This is a genomic window from Paraburkholderia sp. BR10872, assembly GCF_040965835.1.
GTDB classification, from domain to species: Bacteria; Pseudomonadota; Gammaproteobacteria; order Burkholderiales; family Burkholderiaceae; genus Paraburkholderia; species Paraburkholderia nodosa_A.
The window spans coordinates 48724-69488 of sequence record NZ_JBFRCN010000051.1; the positions used below are offsets into that span (position 1 = coordinate 48724).

Sequence of the window (20765 nt, forward strand, 5' to 3'; positions counted from 1 at the left end):
TTTCCATCACGCCTTCTCCGTACCGTTCGTACGGATTTGCGCCCCGACCGCGGCTCGTGACGCGGCATCGAAAATACCGGAGACAGCATGAACAGCCATCCCCTCGACCTGGGCGGCAGCGCGCCGGGCGAAGCGCCACGCCGCCCGCTCACCGCGGAAGCCCCATTGCCAGGCCACCAGGGCGTCACGCTCAGCAGCTTCATGGACGACATGCCCGTGGGCGCGCTGCACCGCTTCGTGGTGTGGGTGATCGGCATTGGCCTCTTCTTCGACATGTACGAGATCTTCCTCGTCAGTTCGATCGGCGCCGCGCTGCAGAACGAATACGGACTCGATGCGCACAGCCTCGCGTTCAAGCTCTTGCTGGCCTCGGCCTTCGTCGGCATGTTCTTCGGCTCGCTCTTCCTCGGCAGTCTCGCCGACCGCATCGGCCGCCGGCGCGCCTTTCTGTTCACGCTCGTGTGGTACAGCGCGTTCTCGCTGCTCGCAGCGTTCTCCGTGGACGCCACCATGCTCGTGGTCTGCCGCTTTCTGACCGGCGTGGGCGTCGGCGCGATCTATCCCGTGGCCGATAGCTTCCTTTCGGAGATCCTGCCGAAGGAGAAACGCGGCCGGATGGCCGCGTGGGCCTATACCACCTCGTACGTCGCGGTGCCGCTGGTCGGTTTCCTCGCGGTTTGGCTCAATCCGATCCATCCTGCCGGCATTGCGGGATGGCGCATCATCCTCGCCATCGGCAGCCTTGGCGCCCTGTTCGTGCTGGCCGTGCAGCATCGCCTGCCGGAAAGCCCACGCTGGCTGCTGGCGCAAGGCCGCGCCGACGAGGCCTATGCGATGCTGGGCCGCTTCGCGCAAAGCGCCGGCGCGCCGATGCCGAAGCGCTTTGCCGAGCCGAAAACGCGCCAGCATCCGCTGAGCCTCGCCGAACGCATTGCCCTGCTGCGGCGCGCGCCCTATGACAAGCGCTATGTCATGCTCGTCGTGTTTCACATGTTCCAGGCCTTCGGCTACTACGGCTTCGGTACGCTTGCAGGCGTCGTCGTGAAGAGCCGCGGCATCGACGTGACGGGCAGCACGCTGTTCGTGGCCCTCTCGTTCCTCGGCTACCCGATCGGCTCGCTGCTCTCCGTGCCGCTGCTCAACTGGATCGAGCGCCGCACGCTCGTGATCGCCTCGCTGATCTCCATCGGTATTTTTGGCCTTGGTTTCGCGTACTCGGGGCAGGCCGCGCTGATCGTTTGCTTCGGCGTACTGACGACCTGCGCATCGAATGTGTTCAGCAACGCTTACCACGTGTACCAGGCCGAGATTTTCCCCGCCAGCGTGCGCTCGACAGCGATCGGCAGCACCTATTCGCTCTCGCGCATCATGAGCAGCGCCCTGCCCTTCATCCTGTTGCCGGTGCTCACGCAGCACGGGCCGATTGCGATGTTCGGGGTGATCTCCGCCGCGCTCGCCATCGTTGCCGTGACCTTGCGTGCGTTCGGGCCCCTCACCACGCGGCGCAGCCAGGATGAGATCAATCCCGTCTGAGCGTCCGATACCTCAAGCGTCCCAGCGTCATCGGGGCGGCTGCCGCGTCTTGCGGGGCCGCCCCGTTTTTCATTGCTCTGCGCGCGCCGACATGTAGTCGAACAGGCTCACGATGTCCGTGCTTGGCGCGCTATCCGCCTTCATGCCGATCCAGAGCGTGCGCGTCGCCCACGTGTCCGCCAGCTTCACCTTGACGACGCCGGCTTTGCCGCGCTCGTCGCTCACCGCGTCGCGCGGCAGCACGCCGATGCCCAGTCCTGCTTCGATCATGCGAAACACGCCGTCGAAGTTCGAGGCCTGGATGCGCAGCTTCAGCGATCGCTCGACGGCGAATGCCGCGTCCGTCATGCGCGCGAGCAGCGAGCTGCCATCGCTCAGGCCCACGTAGTCTTCGTCGAGCGTATCGGCGAAGCGGATCACCTCGAGTTGCGCAAAGTGATGACTGCGCGGCACGAGCAACACGAGTTCGTCGCGGCGATAGAGGCGCCGCTCGATGCCGGGTGCGGGCACGTTGTCGGCGAACACGCCGAGGTCGGCCTTGCCTGCGCCGAGCGCTTCGACGATTTCGTGGCTCAGCCGCTCTTCGAGACTGACCTTGATGCCTGGATGCTCATTCAGGAAGCAGGCGAGATCGACGGGCAGAAACTGCACGATCGCCGACGTATTCGCCCACATGCGCACGTGCCCGCGCACGCCGGCGGCGTAGTCGCTCATTTCGGTGGCCATGCGATTGACCTGATCGACCACGCGCGTGGCGTGCTCCAGCAGCGCATGGCCCGCGGGCGTCAGATCCACGCCGCGCGCGCGACGGATGAACAAGGCGCAGTCGGTCACGCTTTCGAGTTCGGCAATGCGCTTGCTGACGGCCGAAAGCGTGAGCTGCCCGTGCTCGGCGGCCTTGGTGAGGCTGCCATGTTCCGTGACGAGCAGAAAGACCCGCAGCGACTGCAGATCGAAGTGAAGTGGATTGACCATGATGAATGGGGCAAAGCCGGCGCGAGAGACGATTGTCCTGCATCGCGGGCTCGGGAGGAAGTGCAGATGTGGGAATGGAGAGGCGGACGTGCTGCTATGCACGTACGCGTGCCGGCCATGCGGGCCGGCGTGCTCGCCGCCCAACCGGCGCCCCCCGGCTCGACGGCAAAAACTGGCGAGAGGGATCAACCGGCCTGGATCGGCTCGGAAATTTCGATGAGGTTCAGATCGGGGTCACGCACATAAACGGAGCGAATCTTCTGCGTCGCACCCGTGCGCTCGACCGGACCTTCGACGATCGGCCAGTTCTTCCCGGCGAGATGCGCGATCACCAAATCGAGCGGCACCGCGGCGATGAAGCACAGATCGAGCGCGCCCGGCACCGGCACATGCGCCTTGGGCTCGAACTCCGCGCCACGCACATGCAGATTGATCTTCTGGTTGCCGAAGCGAAACGCGAGCCGCCCCGCACCGAAGGTCTCCAGTTGCATCTGCAAGACTTCCGTATAGAAGTGCTTCGTGGCCTCAGGGTCCACGCAGGTCAGCACCAGATGGTCGAGGTGGTCGATCAACGCCATGCTTCGCTCCTTGTCATGAGTACGCGCGTTGTGGGGGCATGCCTTGCGCCTGCTCAGGCACAGGATGCAGGTCGAGGCGGCGGCCGGCCTTCAGGATCTGGCTGGGCACGTCATGACCGATCAGGCCGGGCAACAGCGCGGCGGCGTCGAGCACGGCGGCGAGATCGACGCCGGTGTCGTAGCCGTCGAGTTCGAGCATGTGCACGAGTTCTTCGGTGCACACATTGCCGCTCGCACCCGGCGCGTACGGACAGCCGCCAAGACCGCCAAGCGAAGCGTCGAAGCGCACGATGCCCGCATCGAGCGCCGCAAGCGTGTTGGCGAGCGCCATGCCGCGCGTGTTGTGGAAGTGCAGCGTCAGTTCGAGTGTGCCGAACGCCTGCGCAGCGCTTTCGCACAACGTCCGTACCTGCGCGGGATGCGCCATGCCGGTGGTATCGCAAAGCGTCACGCCCTGCACGCCCAGTTCGGCAAAACGCTGCATCCAGCCGAGCACGTCCTGCACGGGCACGTCGCCTTCCATCGGGCAGCCCATTGCTGTGGAGAGCGAAACATTGATCGCGACGCCCGTGCCGCGCACAGCGTCGATCACGTCGCGCAACTGCGCGAACGACTGCTCGCGCGTCATGCGCAGGTTGGTGCGATTGTGAGTCTCGCTCACCGACATCACGAGATTCACTTCATTGACGTTGCACGACAGCGCGCGCTCCGCTCCGCGCACGTTCGGCACGAGCACCGTATAGACGACGCCCGGCACGCGCTCGATGCCGTGCATCACCGCCTCGGCGTCGCGCAGTGCGGGAATCGCCTTGGGCGACGTGAACGAGGTCACTTCGATCTTCGCGTAGCCGCAGGCGCTCAGGCGGTCGATCAGCGCGATCTTGTCGTCAGTGTCGATGAAGGCGGCTTCGTTCTGGAAACCGTCGCGCGTCGCGACTTCGTTCAGATACAGCACCTTGCCCTTGAAGTTGTCCTTATTTCCGGTCGTCATCTTGCCGCTCTCCGTTCAGATCACACCGCGCGCGCGCCATGTTTCGCGCGTAGCGGCGTCTACGCCTATCGATTCCAGCACCGTTTCGGTATGCTCGCCGAGCGTCGGCGCGCTACGCTCGATCGTGCCGGGTGTGCCGCACAGTTTGGGCACCACGCCCGGCACTTGCACCGCCGTGCCGTCGGGCAAGGTATCGTCCACGATCATCTCGCGGGCGTGGTAATGCGGATCGGCCGCGATGTCTGCGATGTCGTAGATGCGGCCCGCTGGAATACGCGCCTCGTTGAGCGCCGCGAGCACCTGGTCGAGCGTGTGCCGCGCGGTCCATTCGCCGATGGCGGCGTCGATGCGCTCGACCTGCGCGACGCGTCCGTCGTTCTGCGCGAGCGCCGGATCGTTGCCCAGGTCCGGGCGGCCGATCAGTTCCATCAGGCGGCGATAGATGCTGTCGCCATTACCTGCGATCAGCGCGTACTTGCCGTCGCTGCAGCGGTAGGCGTTGCTCGGCGCGATGCCGGGCAGGCTGCTGCCTGCCGGCTGGCGCACGGCGCCGAACACCGAATACTCGGGCAGCAGGCTTTCCATCATGTTGAAGACCGACTCGTAGAGCGCGACGTCGACGACCTGGCCCCGTCCGCCCTGCTGCTCGCGATGCCGCAGCGCCAGCAGGACGCCGATGACGCCATGTAGCGCAGAGAGCGAATCGCCGATCGAGATGCCGACGCGCACCGGTGTGCGCTCAGGCTCGCCGCTCAGGTGACGCAGGCCGCCCATCGCTTCGGCGACCACGCCGAAACCGGGCCGGTCGCGATACGGGCCGGTCTGCCCGTAGCCCGACACGCGCAGCATGATGAGGCCGGGATTGATCGCGCTGAGTTCGTCCCAGCCGAGGCCCCAGCCTTCGAGCGTGCCGGGGCGGAAGTTTTCGATCAGCACGTCGGTTTCCGCTACGAGACGGCGAACCACGTCCTGCCCTTCGGGCGTGCGCAGATCGAGCGTGATGGATTCCTTGTTGCGCGACTGGGCGGCCCACCAGACCGACGTGCCGTCGTGCAGCAGGCGCCACTTGCGCAACGGATCGCCCACGCCGGGCGGCTCCACCTTGATGACGCTCGCGCCGAACTCGGCGAGCATGCGGCCAGCAAACGGACCCGCGATGAGCTGTCCGAGCTCCAGAACGCGGATGCCTTCGAGTGGTCGTGGCATGGCTGTGTCTCCTGTCGACCAGAGTCAGGGCAAAGCTGTCGATCAGAGTTAGCGCTTTAGCTGTCGATCAGAGTTAGCGCTTTAGCTGTCGATCAGAGTTAGCGCTTTAGCTGTCGATCAGAGTTAGCGCTTTAGCGCTTACTCTGATCCCATGCAAAGCTCCTTACTCTGATCCCATGCAAAGCTCCTTACTCTGATCCCATGCAAAGCTCCTTACTCTGATCCCATGCAAAGCTCCTGACTCTGGTCCCATGAAAGGGGTTATTTCGGACTGTCTGCGACTGACTATGGGAGACATGATGAACCGGCCTGCACCCTTTGATAATCGATGCTTGCTCAATCTGGCTTGAGCAAATGGAAAGGCAGCGAAGGCCTGTGGCGCGGCGTCGCTGCGCATTTCCTCACCGGAAACCCAGTTGGCGGATCGAGCAAGCCAGCCGCGCACCCGGTGCGCGACAATCGCGGACTGCCCCTCTTTCGCTCAGGCCAGACATCATGCACGTCGTATTTCTCGATCGCGCGACGCTCGCGCCCCAGACGCGGCTGCGTCCGCTGCCGTTCGACCACACCCTGGAAACCTTCGAGCGCACCGCGCCCGAAGAGGTCGCCGCCCGCATTCGCCACGCCGACATCGTCATCACGAACAAGGCGCGCATCAGCGCCGAAGCGCTGGCTGGCGCGACCCGCCTGCGCATGGTCGCCGTCGCCGCCACGGGTACAGACAACGTGGATCTGCACGCCTGCGCGACGCGCGGCATCGTCGTGAGCAACGTGCGTGACTACGCCGGCAACAGCGTGCCGGAACATACGTTCGCATTGATATTTGCGCTGCGCCGCAGCCTGGCCGCGTATCGCGATGCCGTGCGCGCAGGGCGCTGGCTCGAATCGGGGCGGTTCTGCTTCTTTGATTATCCGATCCGCAATCTCGCGGGTTCGACGCTCGGCGTCATCGGGGACGGCGCACTGGGACAGGCCGTCGCGCAAATGGGACGCGCGCTCGGCCTGCGCGTGCTGTTCGCCGCGCGCAAGACGCGCAACGACGCGCAAGCGGGCTACGTGCCGCTCGAAGCGCTGCTAGAAGAAAGCGACATCATTACGCTGCATTGTCCGCTCACCGTGGAAACGCGGGATCTGATCGACGCCACGGCATTCGCGCGCATGAAGCGGCGGCCCTTGCTGATCAATACGGCGCGTGGGGGACTCGTGAACGAAGCGGCGTTGGTGGACGCCCTGCAAAGCGGAGCGATTTCAGGCGCGGGATTCGATGTCGTGACGCAGGAACCGTTGCCTGCCGATCACCCGTTTCAGGCCATCGTCTCGCATCCGGCGTTCATCCTCACACCCCACGTTGCGTGGGCGAGCGATGAAGCCATGCAGGCGCTTGCGGATCAACTCGTGGAAAACATCGCGGCGTTTTGCGAAGGCAAGCCGCGCAATCGGATCAGTGCGCGTTGAGCGCGAGGCGCGGCAACCGCAGCGGGGTTGCCCGCGCCTGAAACATCAGGCCATTTCCGGCTGCCTGGCGTGCCACCATTCGTCGACGGCCTGCTTCGCCGTTTGCTCGACCACGCTCAGCGCCATCAGCACATCGATCTTCAGCTTGGGAATGGCAAGCTCCACGGAAGGCAGCTTCGCCGTTTCCACCTGTGCGTCGACACCTTCCATAACCGCGCGGCACAGCCATTGCGTGTCCGTCGCGTCTGCTTTCGCATCGACAGTGACTCGAAAGCCACGATATTCGACTGCCATATACTCTCCCGAAACCTGACAAAACGTAATGCTCGCCCCGCCGGACGGCGGTGAGGGGGCGACTATATCACCACTTTCGTGACGCTTCAGCGAGGCCCACACGAAGTCGCGAAGTAGTCGTGCAAAAACACCGCGCCCGCATTCACGCCCTGTTTTAAGGAGCGATTCTGCGGGCGCAAGAACAATCGGGTCAGTTCGGACTTCCGAATTTCAGCTCGCGAGCGTGGTGCGCATCGAAGCCTTCCGCATCGTCCGCCAGCCGACGATCGCGAGCGAAACGCCCGAGATCACGGCGGCAAGCGAGACGTAATACGCGGGAGCGAGCGTATCGCCCGTCACGTGAATCAGCACTTCGGCAATCGTCGGCGCGAAGCCGCCGAAGAGCGTCACGCCAAGGCTATACGCGATGGAAAGCCCCGCAGAGCGCACGCGCACGGGAAAGATCTCCGACATCAGCGCTGGCATCGGGCCCGAATAGGCGGCCTTGAAGATGCCCGCCGCGCCCTGGAGCACGAGCAGCCAGCCGAGCGTGGGGTATCGCTGCAGCAGCGCAAACATGGGATACGTGAGCGCCGCGAGCAGGATCGACGTGGTCAGCATGATGCGGATGCGGCCGATACGGTCCGAGAGCGCGCCCATCACCGGCGAAAGCACGAACTGCAGGCCGCCGTTGAGCACGACCACGCCGAACGAGGTTGCCGCCGCCATGTGGAGCTGCTTCACCGCGTACATCGGCATGTAGAGCTGGAGGATGTACACGCCGACGGTGGACTGCGCAACGATACCCACCGCGAGCACCAGGTTCACCCACTGGCGCCCGAGCCCCGGCTCACTCGTTGCGCGCGCATCCTGTTCGCTGTGCGCTTGCTGGTTCGCGACGAATTCGGGCGTCTCGTCCAGATGCGAGCGAATGTACCAGCCCACGGGCCCGAGCACGAGCCCGAAGAAGAACGGCACGCGCCAGCCCCACGCCTGCAACTGCTCGGGCGGCAGCCACCATGCGAGCACGCCGCCGAACGACGCTGCGAGAATCGCGGCCGCGCCCTGGCTCGCGAACTGCCAGCTCGCGTAGTAGCCGCGCTTCGAGGGGCTGTGTTCGACCATGAACGCCGTCGCGCTGCCGAATTCACCGCCTACGGCAAAGCCCTGCACGAGGCGGGCGAGCAGGATCAGGAGCGGCGCGGCGATGCCGATCGACGCATACGGCGGCATGACGGCCATGGCGAGCGTGCCCGCCATCATGAGCGCAATGGCGAGCGTGAGCGCAGCCTTGCGTCCCTTGCGGTCGCCGTAGACGCCCAGCACGATCGCGCCGAGCGGCCGCATGAGGAAAGAGATGCCGAAGGTGCCGACCGCCAGCAGCGTGGACAGCCATTCGTCGTGCACGGGAAAGAACTGCTTCGCGATGATCGGCGCGAAGTAGCCGTACACGAGAAAGTCGAACCACTCCAGCGCATTGCCGATCGACGAGGAGAACACGATGCGGCGCACCATGCCGCGGCTGAGCGGCGCACCCGTTACCGATGAACCGGTCTCCATGTCAGTCTCCTCCGTTTTTATTTGGTCTACTCATTGATCGTCGTGAACCGCGAGCGAGGTATTCCCGCTCGCGTCAAATACTGCTTGCCGGTTTGCCGCCTAGAAACCCGCTGCGAGTCCGTCGCGGCGCGTGTCGCTCGCGGCCACATAGCCGCGCTCGGGATCGTTGCGATCGAGCTTCCAGATGAACTGGCCCGAGCCGAAGTCCATGTACGGATCGTCGATGCCCTTGATCTCGTGGCCGAGCCCTTGCAGCGCGCGCGCCGTCTGCGGGTTGAAGGTCGATTCGATGTCGAGCGTGAAGTCGCGGTTGACCTTCCAGCGCGGCGCATCGCACGCGGCCTGCGGCTGCTGGCCGTAGTCGAGCATGCGCACGACCGACTGCAAATGCCCTTGCGGCTGCATGTCGCCGCCCATTACGCCGAAGCTCATCACCGCTTCCTGGCGGCCGTCCACCTGCTGCGTGAGGAACGCCGGAATGATGGTGTGAAACGGGCGCTTGCCGCCTGCCACGACGTTGGGCGATGCCGGGTCCATCGAAAAGCCGCAGCCGCGGTTCTGCAGCGCGATGCCCGTGCCCGGTACGACCACGCCCGAACCGAAGCCCATGTAGTTCGACTGGATGAAGCTGACCATCATGCCGCGCTCGTCCACGGCGGAGAGATAGATCGTGCCGCCCGAACGCGGCATGCCGAAATCGAAATGCGTGGCGCGCTTCGGGTCGATCAGCTTCGCGCGCGCTTTCAGATAGGCGTCGTCGAGCATCTGCTCGGGCGTGACTTCCATCGAACGCGGATCGGCAACGTAGCGATAGACGTCGGCGAACGCGAGCTTCATGGCCTCGATCTGCAGATGCTGCGATTCGAGACTGTCGAGCGCGAGCGAGCCCATGTCGAACTGCTCGAGAATGCCGAGCGCGATCAGCGCGGCGATGCCCTGTCCGTTCGGCGGAATCTCGTGGACCGTGTAGCCGCGATAGTTCTTGCCGATCGGCTCGACCCATTCCGGGCGATAGTTGCGCAGGTCGTCCAGCGTGAGCGCCGCGCCGCCTTCGCGCGCAAACGCGGCGATGCGCTCGGCGAGCTCGCCCTCGTAGTAGTCGCGCGGACCGCGTTCCGCAAGACGCCGCAGCGTGGCGGCGTGGCCGGGGAAGCACACGCGCTCGCTCACTTCGGGTGCGCGGCCGCGCGGCATGAACGTTTCGGCAAAGCCCGGCTGATTGTGCAGCTCGGGAATCGCCGCCTGCCACTTGCGCGTGACGATAGTCGCTACCGCATGGCCGCGCTCCGCGATCTCGATGGCCGGTTCCATCAGGTCCGCGAATGGCAGCTTGCCGAACTTCGCATGCAGCGCTTCCCAGCCCGCGATCACGCCAGGCACGGTCACCGTGTCCCAGCCGCGTTTGGGCTGCTTCGCGAGACCGTTTTCCTCGCCGTATTTGCGGCGGAAATAGTCGACGCTCCACGCCGCCGGCGCGTTGCCCGACGCGTTCAGGCCGTGCAGCTTCGCGCCATCCCACACGAGCGCAAAGCAATCGCTGCCCAGGCCGTTCGATACCGGCTCGACCACGGTGATGGCGGCCGCGGCGGCGATGGCGGCGTCGACGGCATTTCCGCCTTTCCAGAGCATGCGCAGCCCGGCCTGCGCGGCAAGCGGATGCGATGTCGAAACGATATTGCGGGCGAACACCGGCAGGCGCGGCGTCGGATAGGGGTTTTGCCAGTTGAAGCGCGTCATGGAAGTCCGGATTCCGGTAATGAACGAAAGCAGCGGCACGCGCACGGCCGCACTCAATTGCGGCGCGCACGGCTCACGCCGATCTGTCGATTATCTTGAAGGATCAAGCGAAAAAATATTAATATTTTATTGTCGACACTTAAGTTTTATTTACATGCTAACCCTACGCATGCTCCGCACCTTGCAGGCCGTCGCACGCAGCGGGTCGTTCGCCACGGCGGCAGAAAAATCGGCGCTCACCCAGGCGGCCGTGAGCCTGCAAATGCGCGGGCTCGAAGAGGCGCTCGGCCGGCAGATCTTCGACCGCCGCGCGCGCCAGGTCGCGCTCACGCGCGAAGGCCGCGAGATCTGCGCGAAGGTCGATCACATTCTCGCGCTGATCGACGAGTTGCCCGCCAGCGCGGGCGACACGATGCGCGGCTCGATCATCATCGGCGCGGTGGTGTCGGTGATCGGCGCGCTTTCGCTGGCCGTCGCGCATCTGAAAACGGGCCACCCGGAACTCGAAGTGCGCCTCACCTCGGCGCGCTCGAACGAACTGGCGCGCATGGTGGAAGACGGCGACGTGGACCTCGCCGTCGTAGTTGGCAGTGCAGACGGTTCGCTTCACGAGTCGCTCGCCTGGACGCCGCTCTACGAAGAGCCCCTCATGCTCGTGACGAGCTGCGCGACGCCCGGCGACGATGCGCGACGCATCCTGCGCGAGCGCAGCTTTCTGCGCTTCGACCGGCGCGTGCCGACGGGCGGCGTGATCGACCGCGCCCTGCGCGAGCTAGGCATCGAACCGCTCGAATACCTGGAGCTGAACTCGATCGAAACGATCGTCTCGCTGGTGCGCAACGACGTGGGCGTGAGTGTGCTGCCCGTCCTGCAAGGCGGCAAATGGCAGAGCGATCCGAATCTGCGACTCGTGCCGCTGCCTGGGCGGCCACTCATCCGCACGGTGGGGATGATTCACCGGAAAGCACACAAGCAGACGTTGCTCACACAAACGATTGCAGACATGCTGCGTCGGTGACAGAACGCGCAACTGCGACCATCTGTCATGCGAATTCCTCAATGGCCTATGAATAGGCGCATTGCGGCCGCACGGCCATTTCGCTAGAGCCTCTCTCGGGTTGACCTGCCTCAACTAGAAAGTAAAATGAAAGCTCAGAAGACAAGAGCGGACGAGGCCACCCGCCTCTGATCGCTCGACAGACCCCGCTCTCGGCTTTACCCGAGCACGAGAATTAATTAGCAACCCAAACTTATTTTCCGGAGAGAAACTCATGAAAATCAGAACTCGCACCGTTGCCGTCGTCGCCATCGTGGCCAGCGCCCTGTTTGCGGGCCAGGTGTTTGCACAGACCCCCGCACCGGCAAGCCAGGAAGGCCAGCCCGCCACCACGGTGACGCATAACGACCCGATCGTTCAGAAGCGCATGGAAGTTCGCGAGGCCAACCGGCAACAGCGCGCCCGCACGGCGGAAGCGCGCCAGACCTTCAAGCAGGAAGCACGTGACGCCCGGGCCGAGCGCAACCAGTCGGCGCAAGACTCCCGCGCCCGCGCGCAAGCGGCGCTCGACGCGCACTAAGCTCGCAACACCCACGCGTTCGCTCCTGGGCTGTACGCCCGTCGTGGTGCCCGCCACGCCAATCGCGTAAGCTAACGTCGTTGCACGCTCACTCGCGAAGCCCCGCGCTTCGCGCCTCGAAGCGGGATCGACACGGAAAAGCGGACGCTCCATGCAAAGATCGCTCATCGCGCTGACTGCAAACGGGTTGCGAAAACTGCGCGCCATGGCGTTGCCGCTGTGCGCATTCGCGCTCGCCACATGTCTTGCCGCGTGTCAGCAGTTACCTCCTATCGGCGAGCGCACGCAAACGACTGCGCTCACGTCAGCCGAAGCGCGATCGACTCAACTTGGCAAAGCCGTAGCGGCCGAACTCGCCACCCATCCCGACTCCACCGGCATCGACCCGCTCGCGAACCCGCTCGACGCGTTCGCCTCGCGCGTGGCGCTCGTGCGCAATGCCCAGCGTACGCTGGACATCCAGTACTACATCTGGCGCAACGATCTCACGGGTACGCTGCTGCTCGAAGAACTGCGCGAAGCCGCCGACCGCGGCGTGCGCGTGCGCCTGCTGCTCGACGACAACGGCATTCCGTCCTCCCTCGACCCCACGCTCGCGGCGCTCAATGGGCATCCCAACATCGAGGTTCGGCTGTTCAACCCGTTCGTCACGCGCAAACCCAAAGCCATCGGCTTTATCACCGACTTCTCGCGGCTGAACCGGCGCATGCACAACAAGTCGCTCACGGCTGACGGCGTGGCGACCATCCTTGGCGGCCGCAATATCGGCGACGAATATTTTGGCGCGACCGACGGCGTCGTATTCGCCGACCTCGACGTGCTCGCCATCGGCCCCGCCGCCACCGATGTCGCGAACGACTTCGACCGCTACTGGGCCAGCGCTTCGTCATTCCCCGCGTCCCAAATCCTGCCCTACGTGGCGCCCGATGCACTCGCTACACTCGATCGCGATGCGCTTGCCGCGCGCACCGATCCGGCCGCGGCGGAATACATCGAATCATTGCGCAAGACCACCGACGTGCGCCGTCTGCTGGACGGCACGCTGCCGCTCGAATGGGCGAAGACGCAGCTGGTCAGCGACGATCCGGCCAAAGCGCTGGGCACGGCGCCCAAGGAGACGCTCATCCTCAGCCAGCTCCACGAGATCGTCGGCGATCCGCACCGCGAACTCGATCTGGTTTCGCCGTACTTCGTGCCGGGCGAGGTGGGCACGCAATACTTCACCCAGCTCGCCGCCCAGGGCGTGACCGTGCGAGTACTGACGAACTCGCTCGAAGCCACCGATGTGTCCGCCGTCCATTCCGGCTACGCGCGGCGCCGCGTGGCGCTGCTCAAAGGCGGCGTGGAGCTGTTCGAACTGCGGCGCGCGGCGGGCACGAGCAAGGGTTCAGACAAAGCCGCGGGCAAAGGCGCAGGCAGTGGCCCGTTCGGCAGCACGGGCTCGAGCCTGCACGCCAAGACCTTCGCCGTGGATGCAGAGCGCGTCTTCGTCGGCTCGGTGAATTTCGACCCGCGCTCAGCCAACCTCAACACCGAACTCGGGCTCGTGATCGACAGCCCCGTGCTCGCCACCCAGATCGAAAAAGCGTTCTGGACGCGCGTGCCGCAGCTCGCGTATCAGGCGCACCTCGACGAGAACGGCAAGCTCTACTGGACGCGCCTTTCCGATGACACGGTCATCCGCTACGACACCGAGCCGAACACCACATGGAACCAGCGCCTGAGCGTCTGGTTCTTCTCCACCCTGCCTATCGAGTGGCTTTTGTAAGCCACGCATCGACAGGGTAATCCCCAATTTCTCCTAAGTTGTCTATACAACATCATGCGGACATTCCCATCGTCCGCGGCTCGCGGACGCCCTGCACTCACCCCAATGTTCGGAGCCGTCCGTGGCCATGCCTGAATCCGTCGCCAACCTCGAAACCGATGGCCGCAAGATCCTGGAAACGCGTTCGATCGACTACATCCCCGATTCTGAGCGCCACGGCAGCCTGTTCAGCCAGTTCACGCTCTGGCTTTCCGCGAACCTGCAGGTCACCGCGATCATTACCGGCGCGCTCGCCGTCGTGCTTGGCGGAGACGTCTTCTGGTCGCTCATCGCGCTATTGGCTGGCCAACTCATAGGCGGCACGGTCATGGCGCTGCACGGCGCGCAAGGCCCGCAGCTCGGCCTGCCGCAGATGATCTCCAGCCGCGTGCAGTTCGGCGTCTACGGCGCGGCCATTCCAATCGTGCTCGTCTGCATCATGTACGTCGGCTTTTCCGCGAGCGGCACGGTGCTTGCCGGCCAGGCCACGGCGCAACTACTCGACGTTTCCGATACCGCGGGCATCTGCCTCTTCGCGGCACTCATCGTCGTGCTGACGCTGCTCGGCTATCGCTCGATTCACTTCGTCGGCCGCATTGCCAGCGTGATCGGCGTGCTCGCGTTCGTGTTCATGTTCGCGCAGCTCTTTGCGCACCACGATATCGGCGCGCTGTTGGCCAATCGCCATTTTTCGATCGCGAGCTTCCTGCTTTCCATGTCGCTTTCGGCTTCGTGGCAGATCGCATTCGGCCCCTATGTTGCCGACTATTCGCGCTACCTGCCGCGCTCGACTTCGCCCGTGCGCACGTTCCTCGCCGTCGGGCTCGGCTCGGTGGTCGGCGCGCAGGCAGCGATGGTGTTCGGCGTGTTTGCGGCCGCGCTCGCGGGCCACGCGTTCGCGCACCATGAGGTGGCGTATATCGTGAGCCTCGGCGCGAGCGGCGCGGTCGCCGCGATGCTCTACTTCAGCATTGCGTTCGGCAAGCTCACCGTCACCACGCTCAACGCCTACGGCAGCTTCATGTCGATGGCGACGATCGTGAGCGCGTTTCGCGCGAAGCGCGCGATTTCCACGCGCCACCGCTTCCTCTACATCATCGGCATGGTGGGCATCTCGACGCTCGTCGCGCTTGCGGGGCGCCACTCGTTCCTCAAGGAATTCACGGCGTTCATCCTGTTTCTGCTGGCGTTCTTCACACCGTGGAGCGCGATCAACCTGGTGGACTTCTACTGCTTCACGCGCTCGCGCTACGACGTGCCGGCGCTCTCGAATCCCGATGGCCGCTACGGCCGCTGGAACGCCAAGGCCATTGGCATCTACGTGCTCGGCGTGCTGGTGCAAATGCCGTTCATCTCGACGAGCTTCTATACGGGCCCCTTCGTCGACGCACTCGGCGGCACGGACATCTCGTGGATTCTCGGCCTGATCGTGCCGGGCGTGCTCTACTACGCCGCCATGCGCCTCACGCCGCCGGTCATTCCGGAACGCCTGATCCTGCCGGTCGAGCAGGATTGACCCGTGCGGCGCAGCGCGCCGCTTCGCTGATCCACATAGTTCCCATTCGCGCGGGCCTCACCACCCGCGCGTTCGTTTCATTCCTCCGAAAAATAGTTGTACTGATAATGAAAAAGCACCCCGCTACAGCTGTTCGCCCTTCCGCTCGCGCCACGAGAAACTCACTTTGCGCCACCGCACTCGGCCTCTTCGCGCACAACGCGCTTGCCCAGGACGGCGTGACGCTCTATGGGCTCATCGACGAATTCGCCCAATACGTCAACACCGGCAATGGCTACACGGCCGCGCTCGGTTCGAGCGGTCAATGGGGCAGCCGCTTCGGCCTCAAAGGCAAGGAAGACCTGGGCGGCGGGCAGACGCTGTCGTTCGCCCTCGAAAACGGCTTCAACCCCACGGACGGCACGCTGGCCACCAAGGGCTCGCTGTTCGATCGCCAGGCATGGGTCGGCCTCTCGGGCGGCTGGGGCCAGTTGCGCGTGGGCCGGCAAAATTCGCCGCTCTTCAACGATCAAGGCGGCCAGGACGCTTTTGGCGGCGTGACACAGGCTTCGGCCATGGACAACCTCACGGTGTTCACGTTCCGAACGAGCAACACCGTCTCCTATGTCACGCCGGAGTTCGCGGGCCTTCAGGCCGGCATCTACGTGGGCTTCGGCGACGCAGGCGGCCTGCGCTCCGCGGGCTCGAGTCAACAGTTCGACGTGACCTATGCGCACGGCCCATTCGCCACGTTCGTGGCGGGACAGTGGCTCAAAAACAGCGAGGGTAGCGCAACAGACCGCACGATCATGGCGGGCGCCTCGTACGCGATCGGGCGCGTCACGATCTTCGGCGGCTATTCGGACATGAAATGGCCCGACCTGGCGCTGAACGCCTATACCGTGGGCCTTTCCGCGAAGTATCAGTTCAACGTGAACAATGCCGTGTCGCTCGGCTACGCCACCCTGCACGATCGGACGTCGCAAGGGGACAATGCCGATCAGATCGGTTTGATGTACGAATACGACCTGTCGAAAACCACGAACTTCTACGGCGCACTTTCGTTCTTGCGCAACCGTAACCAGGCAAGTTACACGCTCGCCGGCGCGGCGAATCCGGGCCTGCCGCTCACCTACCCCGGCGCGGACGCGCGTGGCGTGCAGATCGGCATCGTTCACCGCTTCTAAACGCAACAACGGCTCTCGATCGTCGATCGAGAGCCGTTGTGCCCACGCCCAGCCTGGACGGCCGTCGGGAATGCTCAGGCCGCAGCGGCGTTCATCGCCTCGATTTCCGCAAGCGCGCCGCCCACCATTTCGCGCAGCACCGGCTGGACTTTCCCAGCGAGAGCGGGAACGTAGTCGAACGGCGCCGTTTCGTTCATGTAAACCGACTGGCACATCTCCAGCTGGATCGCATGCACGCCGTCCTGCGGCGCGCCGAAATGGCGCGTGATGTAGCCGCCCTTGAAACGTCCGTTCGCGATCCACGAATAGCCGCTTGCCGCCGCCGCGCGTTCCGCGCGCGCCTGCACCGCTGGGTTCACCGTGCGGCCGTCCTGGGTGCCGATGTTCAGGTCGGGCAGCTTGTCGTCGAACAGACGCGGCAGAACGCTCGCGATCGAATGCGCTTCCCACAGCAGCACATTCGCATGCGCCACGCGCAGGCGCTCGAGTTCGGCGGCGAGCGTGTCGTGATACGGCTGCCAGAATGTCTTCACGCGGCGCTGGCGCTCAGGCGCGTCGGGCACGCAGCCGTCGCGGTAGACCGGCTCGCCGCGAAACGTTTCGGTCGGACACAGCGACGTGGTGGTCTGGCCGGGATAGAGGCTCTCGTCGTTCGGCGGGCGGTTCAGGTCGATCACATAGCGCGAAACGCGCGCGCCGAGCACGGTCGCGCCCAGCTCCTTCGCAAACGCGTAAAGGCGATCGAGATGCCAGTCCGTATCGGCGACGGTTAGCGCCACGTCCGTGTACTCGCCGTGCATCGCGGCCGGAATGTGCGTACCCAGGTGCGGGATCGAAATGATGAGCGGCGCGGTGCCGCGTTCCAGCGAAAAGATATCGGTCATCGAAAGTTGCCTCGTGAATTGGCGCCTGCGTTCAATCATCAGCCAGCAGTCTGGCGAGCGCCGCGCGGTAGTCGGCGTAAAGGCGGGCTTCGTCGCGATGGCGGCGCGCTTCCACGACCTTGACGCCACCGGTATAGACGTCGAGCACGGGCGTTTCGCCATGTTCGCAAAAGACGACCGACGAGAGCCACGTGAGCGGCTTTTGCTCGGCGAGGTTCGGATGTTGAGCGTCGAGCACGATCCAGTCGGCGCGCGCGCCTTCCTTCAATGCGCCAACCTTGCGCCCCGTAGCACTGGCGCCTCCGGCGAGCGCTGCGTCGAACAGGCGGTCCGCAACCTGTGCCTGATGCGTCGAGGCCAACACGTTGCGCTCGCGCCGCGCGAGCCGCTGACCGTATTCGAGCAAGCGAAGCTCCGCGCGCCAGTCCACGCCGATGTGACTGTCCGAGCCCACGCCGAACGCGCCGGCCGCATCGAGATACTCGCGCGTGGGGAAAATGCCGTCGCCAAGATTCGCCTCGGTCGTGAGGCACAGACCCGCAATCGCACCGCTCTGCGCAAGCGCGGCGGTCTCCCTCGCATCGATATGCGTGGCATGGACGAGGCACCAGCGCGAGTTGACGTTGAAGCGGTCGAGCAACCATTGCACCGGCCGCGCGCCTTCGATCGCCATGCATGCCTCGACTTCGGCCGTTTGTTCGGCGATGTGAATATGCACCGGTGCACCGGGAAGCGCTCGATCCAGGCCTTCCAGCAGCGCGCGCAAGGAGTCGTGCGAGACGGCGCGCAGCGAATGGGGCGCGACGCCGTAGCGCAACGCGCCGTGCTCGGGCTGCCACGCACGCAGCGCTTCGACGATGCCGAGCAACTGTTCCGGCGTGTTGATGAAGCGCCGCTGATCGTCGCGCGGCGCTTGCGCGCCGAAGCCGCTGTATTGATAGAGCACGGGCAGCATCGTCATGCCGATGCCGGTCACGTTCGCTGCGTCCACCACGCGTTGCGCCAGTTCGGCGGGGCTCGCATACCGCTGGCCATCCTTGCCGTGATGCACGTAGTGGAATTCGCAAACAGAGGTGTAGCCCGCCTTCAACATCTCGACATACAGCCAGCGCGCAATCGCCCCGAGATCGTCGGGTGTGATGCGCGCCGCGAAGCGGTACATGAGGTCGCGCCAGCTCCAGAAGCTGTCGGTGGGGTTCGCGCGATATTCGGTGAGGCCCGCCATGGCGCGCTGAAACGCATGCGAATGAAGGTTAGGCATGCCAGGCGTGATCGGGCCCGACGCACGCGCGACGCCTTCAGGCGCTTGCGCCAGATCGGGCGTCACGTTGCGCAGCGTTCCCGCGGCGTCCCATTCGAGCAGCACGTTGCGGCGCCAGCCGTCAGTCAAGTAAGCGTACTCGGCGAAGAGCGCGCGCGAAGTCGGATTCGTTTCGATGGTGTGATTCATGCGGAAAATTGCGCTCAAACGCGACGCTCAAATGCGCGACGCTCAAAGACGGTCTCGCCGCCGCGCACCACGCGCGCGCAGAGCGGACGGCCAATCCAGTAAGCCAGCTCCGCGAGTGACTGCACCGACCAAACGGCAAAGTCTGCGGGACGGCCAGCCGTGAGCGTGCCATGACGCTCTGCGTCGCCGAAAGCCTGCGCGGCATGCCGCGTCACGCTCTGCAACACCTCGGGCACGGTCATGCGAAACAGCGTGGTCGCCATGTTCATCATGAGCAGCAGCGAAGTGGCGGGCGACGTGCCCGGATTGCTGTCGGTCGAAATGGCGATCGGCACCTCGTAGCGCCGCAGCAAGTCGAGCGGCGGCAGCTGCGTTTCGCGGATGAAGTAGTACGCGCCCGGCAGCAGCACCGCCACCGTGCCCGCCTGCTTCATGGCGGCGACGCCCGCTTCGTCGAGAAACTCGAGATGGTCGGCGGACAACGCGTCGTAACGCGCCGCGAGCGCTGCGCCGCCGCTATTGGAAAGCTGCTCGGCGTGCATCTTGACCGCGAGCTTGTGCCGCGCGGCCGCCTCGAACACGCGCTCGCTCTGCGCGAGCGAAAAGCCGATTCGTTCGCAGAACACATCGACAGCGTCCACGAGCCCCTCGTCGGCCAGCGCAGGAAGCATACGTTCGCACACTTCGTCGATATAGTCGTCGGCACGGCCGGCGAACTCGGGCGGCAACGCATGTGCGCCGAGAAACGTCGTCCGCACCGTGACCGGATAACGCTCGCCAAGCTGACGCGCGACGCGCAGCATCTTGCGCTCGCTCGCCAGATCGAGGCCATAGCCCGATTTGATTTCGACTGCCGTTACGCCTTCGGCGAGCAACGCTTCGAGACGCGTTGCCGACTGCGCGAACAGCGCGGCTTCGTCGGCCGCGCGCGTGGCGCGCACCGTCGAGACGATGCCGCCGCCCTGCCGCGCGATTTCTTCGTAGCTCACGCCCGCAAGGCGCTGCGCGAATTCATCGGCGCGCTGTCCGCCATAGACGAGGTGTGTGTGGCAATCCACGAGGCCTGGCGTGACCCAGGCGCCGCCCAGGTCTTCGCACGGCCAATCGGTGAATGGCGCGGGCAATTCGGCAGCGGCGCCGAGCCACGCGATCTTGCCGTCTTCCACAGCAATCGCCGCGTTCTCGACGACGTGGCCCGGATCGCCATGCGGGCACAGGTTGAGGTTTTGCCAGAGTGTGCGTTTCATCAGGTATGCACAGCATCGCGCGATGCCGTTTCCGTAGTGTCTTGCGGCGGCTCTTGCAGCACATCTAGCGCAACGGCGAGCAAGGCGCCCGCGCCGCGCGTGTCGATGTTCAAGGAGCGTTGCGCATCGAGCGTATCGATGCGCAGCGTGTCACCCGCTTCGAGGCGCACGTGACGTTCGTTATCCACGCGCACATCCTGCCCGCCTTGCGCGCAGTAGAGCAATACCGTTTGCGCATGCATGCTGCGCCGCTCGTTTGCGCGCCACACTTCGAGCGTGCCGCGCGCCGCATCGCGGCGCACCATCAGGTTGAAGTCGCGCGTGGCGCCGTTCACGAGGCGCGCGTCGATCGCGGCTTCTCCCGCGAAATGCGCGACGTCGAGGGGCTGCGTGAGCACATGCGTACGCCCCGCTTCGTCGAGCAGCATGCCCGCGCCGTCGAGCAGCACCAGCGTCCGATCGACGCCCTCGAAGCGCGAGAACGGCCCCGCCTGCGCGACATCGGCCACGCTCACGCGCCACGCGAACGCGTCCAGTGACGCGTCGGCACGCGATGCCACGTGCGCCACCGCGATTTCGCGCGTGACGCCGCCGCCGTTCTTCCACGGCGACGCCACGAGCGCCGCGCCACGCAGCAGCGTGAGCCTGGCAGCCTGCACCGCGCCCCCTATCGCTTTCGCGCCGCTCATCGGCCGAGCATCGGCAGCTTGAGGCCTGCCTCGCGCGCGGTCTGCTGCGCGAGTTCGTAGCCGGCATCCGCGTGGCGCATCACGCCCGTGGCCGGATCGTTGAGCAGCACGCGGCCCAGAC

General features: G+C 65.0%; 19 protein-coding genes. 7 read left to right on the plus strand and 12 right to left on the minus strand.

What is annotated here, in order from left to right:
- Window positions 1-87 precede the first annotated feature (87 nt).
- Window positions 88-1533 carry an MFS transporter gene (locus AB4Y43_RS31025; RefSeq protein ID WP_368729530.1) on the plus strand — a complete coding sequence of 482 codons (1446 nt, stop codon included), beginning with the start codon at window positions 88-90 and terminating at the stop codon, window positions 1531-1533.
- A gap of 69 nt (window positions 1534-1602) precedes the next feature.
- Here AB4Y43_RS31025 and AB4Y43_RS31030 read toward each other — a convergent pair whose 3' ends face one another.
- From AB4Y43_RS31030 to AB4Y43_RS31045, 4 genes are all read right to left on the minus strand, one after another.
- The gene (locus tag AB4Y43_RS31030; RefSeq protein WP_368729531.1) at window positions 1603-2508 is read right to left on the minus strand and encodes a LysR family transcriptional regulator; all 906 of its coding nucleotides are present in this window, start codon (window positions 2506-2508) and stop codon (window positions 1603-1605) included.
- 185 nt (window positions 2509-2693) lie between these two features.
- Window positions 2694-3086: a VOC family protein gene (locus AB4Y43_RS31035; RefSeq protein ID WP_368729532.1), complete on the minus strand. Its 393-nt coding sequence runs from the start codon at window positions 3084-3086 to the stop codon at window positions 2694-2696.
- Between the two features lie 13 nt (window positions 3087-3099).
- On the minus strand, window positions 3100-4077 hold the full coding sequence (locus AB4Y43_RS31040; protein ID WP_342946294.1) for a hydroxymethylglutaryl-CoA lyase: 978 nt from the start codon (window positions 4075-4077) through the stop codon (window positions 3100-3102).
- Window positions 4078-4092: 15 nt separating this feature from the next.
- Window positions 4093-5283, minus strand: coding sequence for a CaiB/BaiF CoA transferase family protein (locus AB4Y43_RS31045; protein ID WP_368729533.1), 1191 nt, complete (start codon window positions 5281-5283; stop codon window positions 4093-4095).
- A 495-nt stretch (window positions 5284-5778) separates the two neighbouring features.
- Between AB4Y43_RS31045 and AB4Y43_RS31050 the strand changes: the two genes are divergently transcribed.
- Window positions 5779-6738: a D-2-hydroxyacid dehydrogenase gene (locus AB4Y43_RS31050; protein WP_368729534.1), complete on the plus strand. Its 960-nt coding sequence runs from the start codon at window positions 5779-5781 to the stop codon at window positions 6736-6738.
- 45 nt (window positions 6739-6783) lie between these two features.
- Here the strand turns inward: AB4Y43_RS31050 and AB4Y43_RS31055 are convergent, their stop codons facing one another.
- The 3 genes from AB4Y43_RS31055 to AB4Y43_RS31065 all read right to left on the minus strand — a co-directional run bounded on the left by AB4Y43_RS31055 (window position 6784) and on the right by AB4Y43_RS31065 (window position 10308).
- A complete protein-coding gene (locus tag AB4Y43_RS31055; RefSeq protein ID WP_069267164.1) occupies window positions 6784-7032 on the minus strand; it encodes a hypothetical protein in 249 nt (82 codons plus the stop codon).
- Window positions 7033-7242: 210 nt separating this feature from the next.
- Window positions 7243-8571 carry an MFS transporter gene (locus AB4Y43_RS31060; protein ID WP_368729535.1) on the minus strand — a complete coding sequence of 443 codons (1329 nt, stop codon included), beginning with the start codon at window positions 8569-8571 and terminating at the stop codon, window positions 7243-7245.
- Between the two features lie 99 nt (window positions 8572-8670).
- On the minus strand, window positions 8671-10308 hold the full coding sequence (locus tag AB4Y43_RS31065; protein ID WP_368685645.1) for a gamma-glutamyltransferase family protein: 1638 nt from the start codon (window positions 10306-10308) through the stop codon (window positions 8671-8673).
- Between the two features lie 154 nt (window positions 10309-10462).
- Between AB4Y43_RS31065 and AB4Y43_RS31070 the strand changes: the two genes are divergently transcribed.
- From AB4Y43_RS31070 to AB4Y43_RS31090, 5 genes are all read left to right on the plus strand, one after another.
- On the plus strand, window positions 10463-11326 hold the full coding sequence (locus AB4Y43_RS31070) for a LysR family transcriptional regulator (protein ID WP_368729536.1): 864 nt from the start codon (window positions 10463-10465) through the stop codon (window positions 11324-11326).
- A 253-nt stretch (window positions 11327-11579) separates the two neighbouring features.
- Complete coding sequence (locus AB4Y43_RS31075) at window positions 11580-11885, plus strand: hypothetical protein (protein ID WP_069267167.1); 306 nt, start codon at window positions 11580-11582, stop codon at window positions 11883-11885.
- Window positions 11886-12090: 205 nt separating this feature from the next.
- Window positions 12091-13653 carry a phospholipase D family protein gene (locus AB4Y43_RS31080; RefSeq protein ID WP_368729540.1) on the plus strand — a complete coding sequence of 521 codons (1563 nt, stop codon included), beginning with the start codon at window positions 12091-12093 and terminating at the stop codon, window positions 13651-13653.
- 127 nt (window positions 13654-13780) lie between these two features.
- Window positions 13781-15208, plus strand: coding sequence for a cytosine permease (locus tag AB4Y43_RS31085; RefSeq protein ID WP_342946299.1), 1428 nt, complete (start codon window positions 13781-13783; stop codon window positions 15206-15208).
- Between the two features lie 107 nt (window positions 15209-15315).
- Window positions 15316-16374 carry a porin gene (locus AB4Y43_RS31090; protein WP_368729537.1) on the plus strand — a complete coding sequence of 353 codons (1059 nt, stop codon included), beginning with the start codon at window positions 15316-15318 and terminating at the stop codon, window positions 16372-16374.
- Window positions 16375-16448: 74 nt separating this feature from the next.
- Here AB4Y43_RS31090 and hutG read toward each other — a convergent pair whose 3' ends face one another.
- The 5 genes from hutG to AB4Y43_RS31115 all read right to left on the minus strand — a co-directional run.
- Window positions 16449-17258: an N-formylglutamate deformylase gene (gene hutG / locus AB4Y43_RS31095; protein WP_342946301.1), complete on the minus strand. Its 810-nt coding sequence runs from the start codon at window positions 17256-17258 to the stop codon at window positions 16449-16451.
- Between the two features lie 31 nt (window positions 17259-17289).
- On the minus strand, window positions 17290-18708 hold the full coding sequence (locus tag AB4Y43_RS31100) for a formimidoylglutamate deiminase (protein ID WP_368685643.1): 1419 nt from the start codon (window positions 18706-18708) through the stop codon (window positions 17290-17292).
- Between the two features lie 14 nt (window positions 18709-18722).
- Window positions 18723-19955, minus strand: a complete 1233-nt coding sequence (gene hutI, locus AB4Y43_RS31105) for an imidazolonepropionase (RefSeq protein ID WP_368729538.1) — start codon at window positions 19953-19955, stop codon at window positions 18723-18725.
- Complete coding sequence (locus AB4Y43_RS31110) at window positions 19955-20644, minus strand: HutD family protein (protein ID WP_342946304.1); 690 nt, start codon at window positions 20642-20644, stop codon at window positions 19955-19957. Before AB4Y43_RS31110 ends, hutI begins: the two co-directional genes overlap by 1 nt.
- A partial coding sequence (locus AB4Y43_RS31115; RefSeq protein ID WP_343676248.1) for a hypothetical protein occupies window positions 20641-20765 on the minus strand: 125 nt, incomplete at its 5' end. The genes AB4Y43_RS31115 and AB4Y43_RS31110, both read right to left, overlap by 4 nt.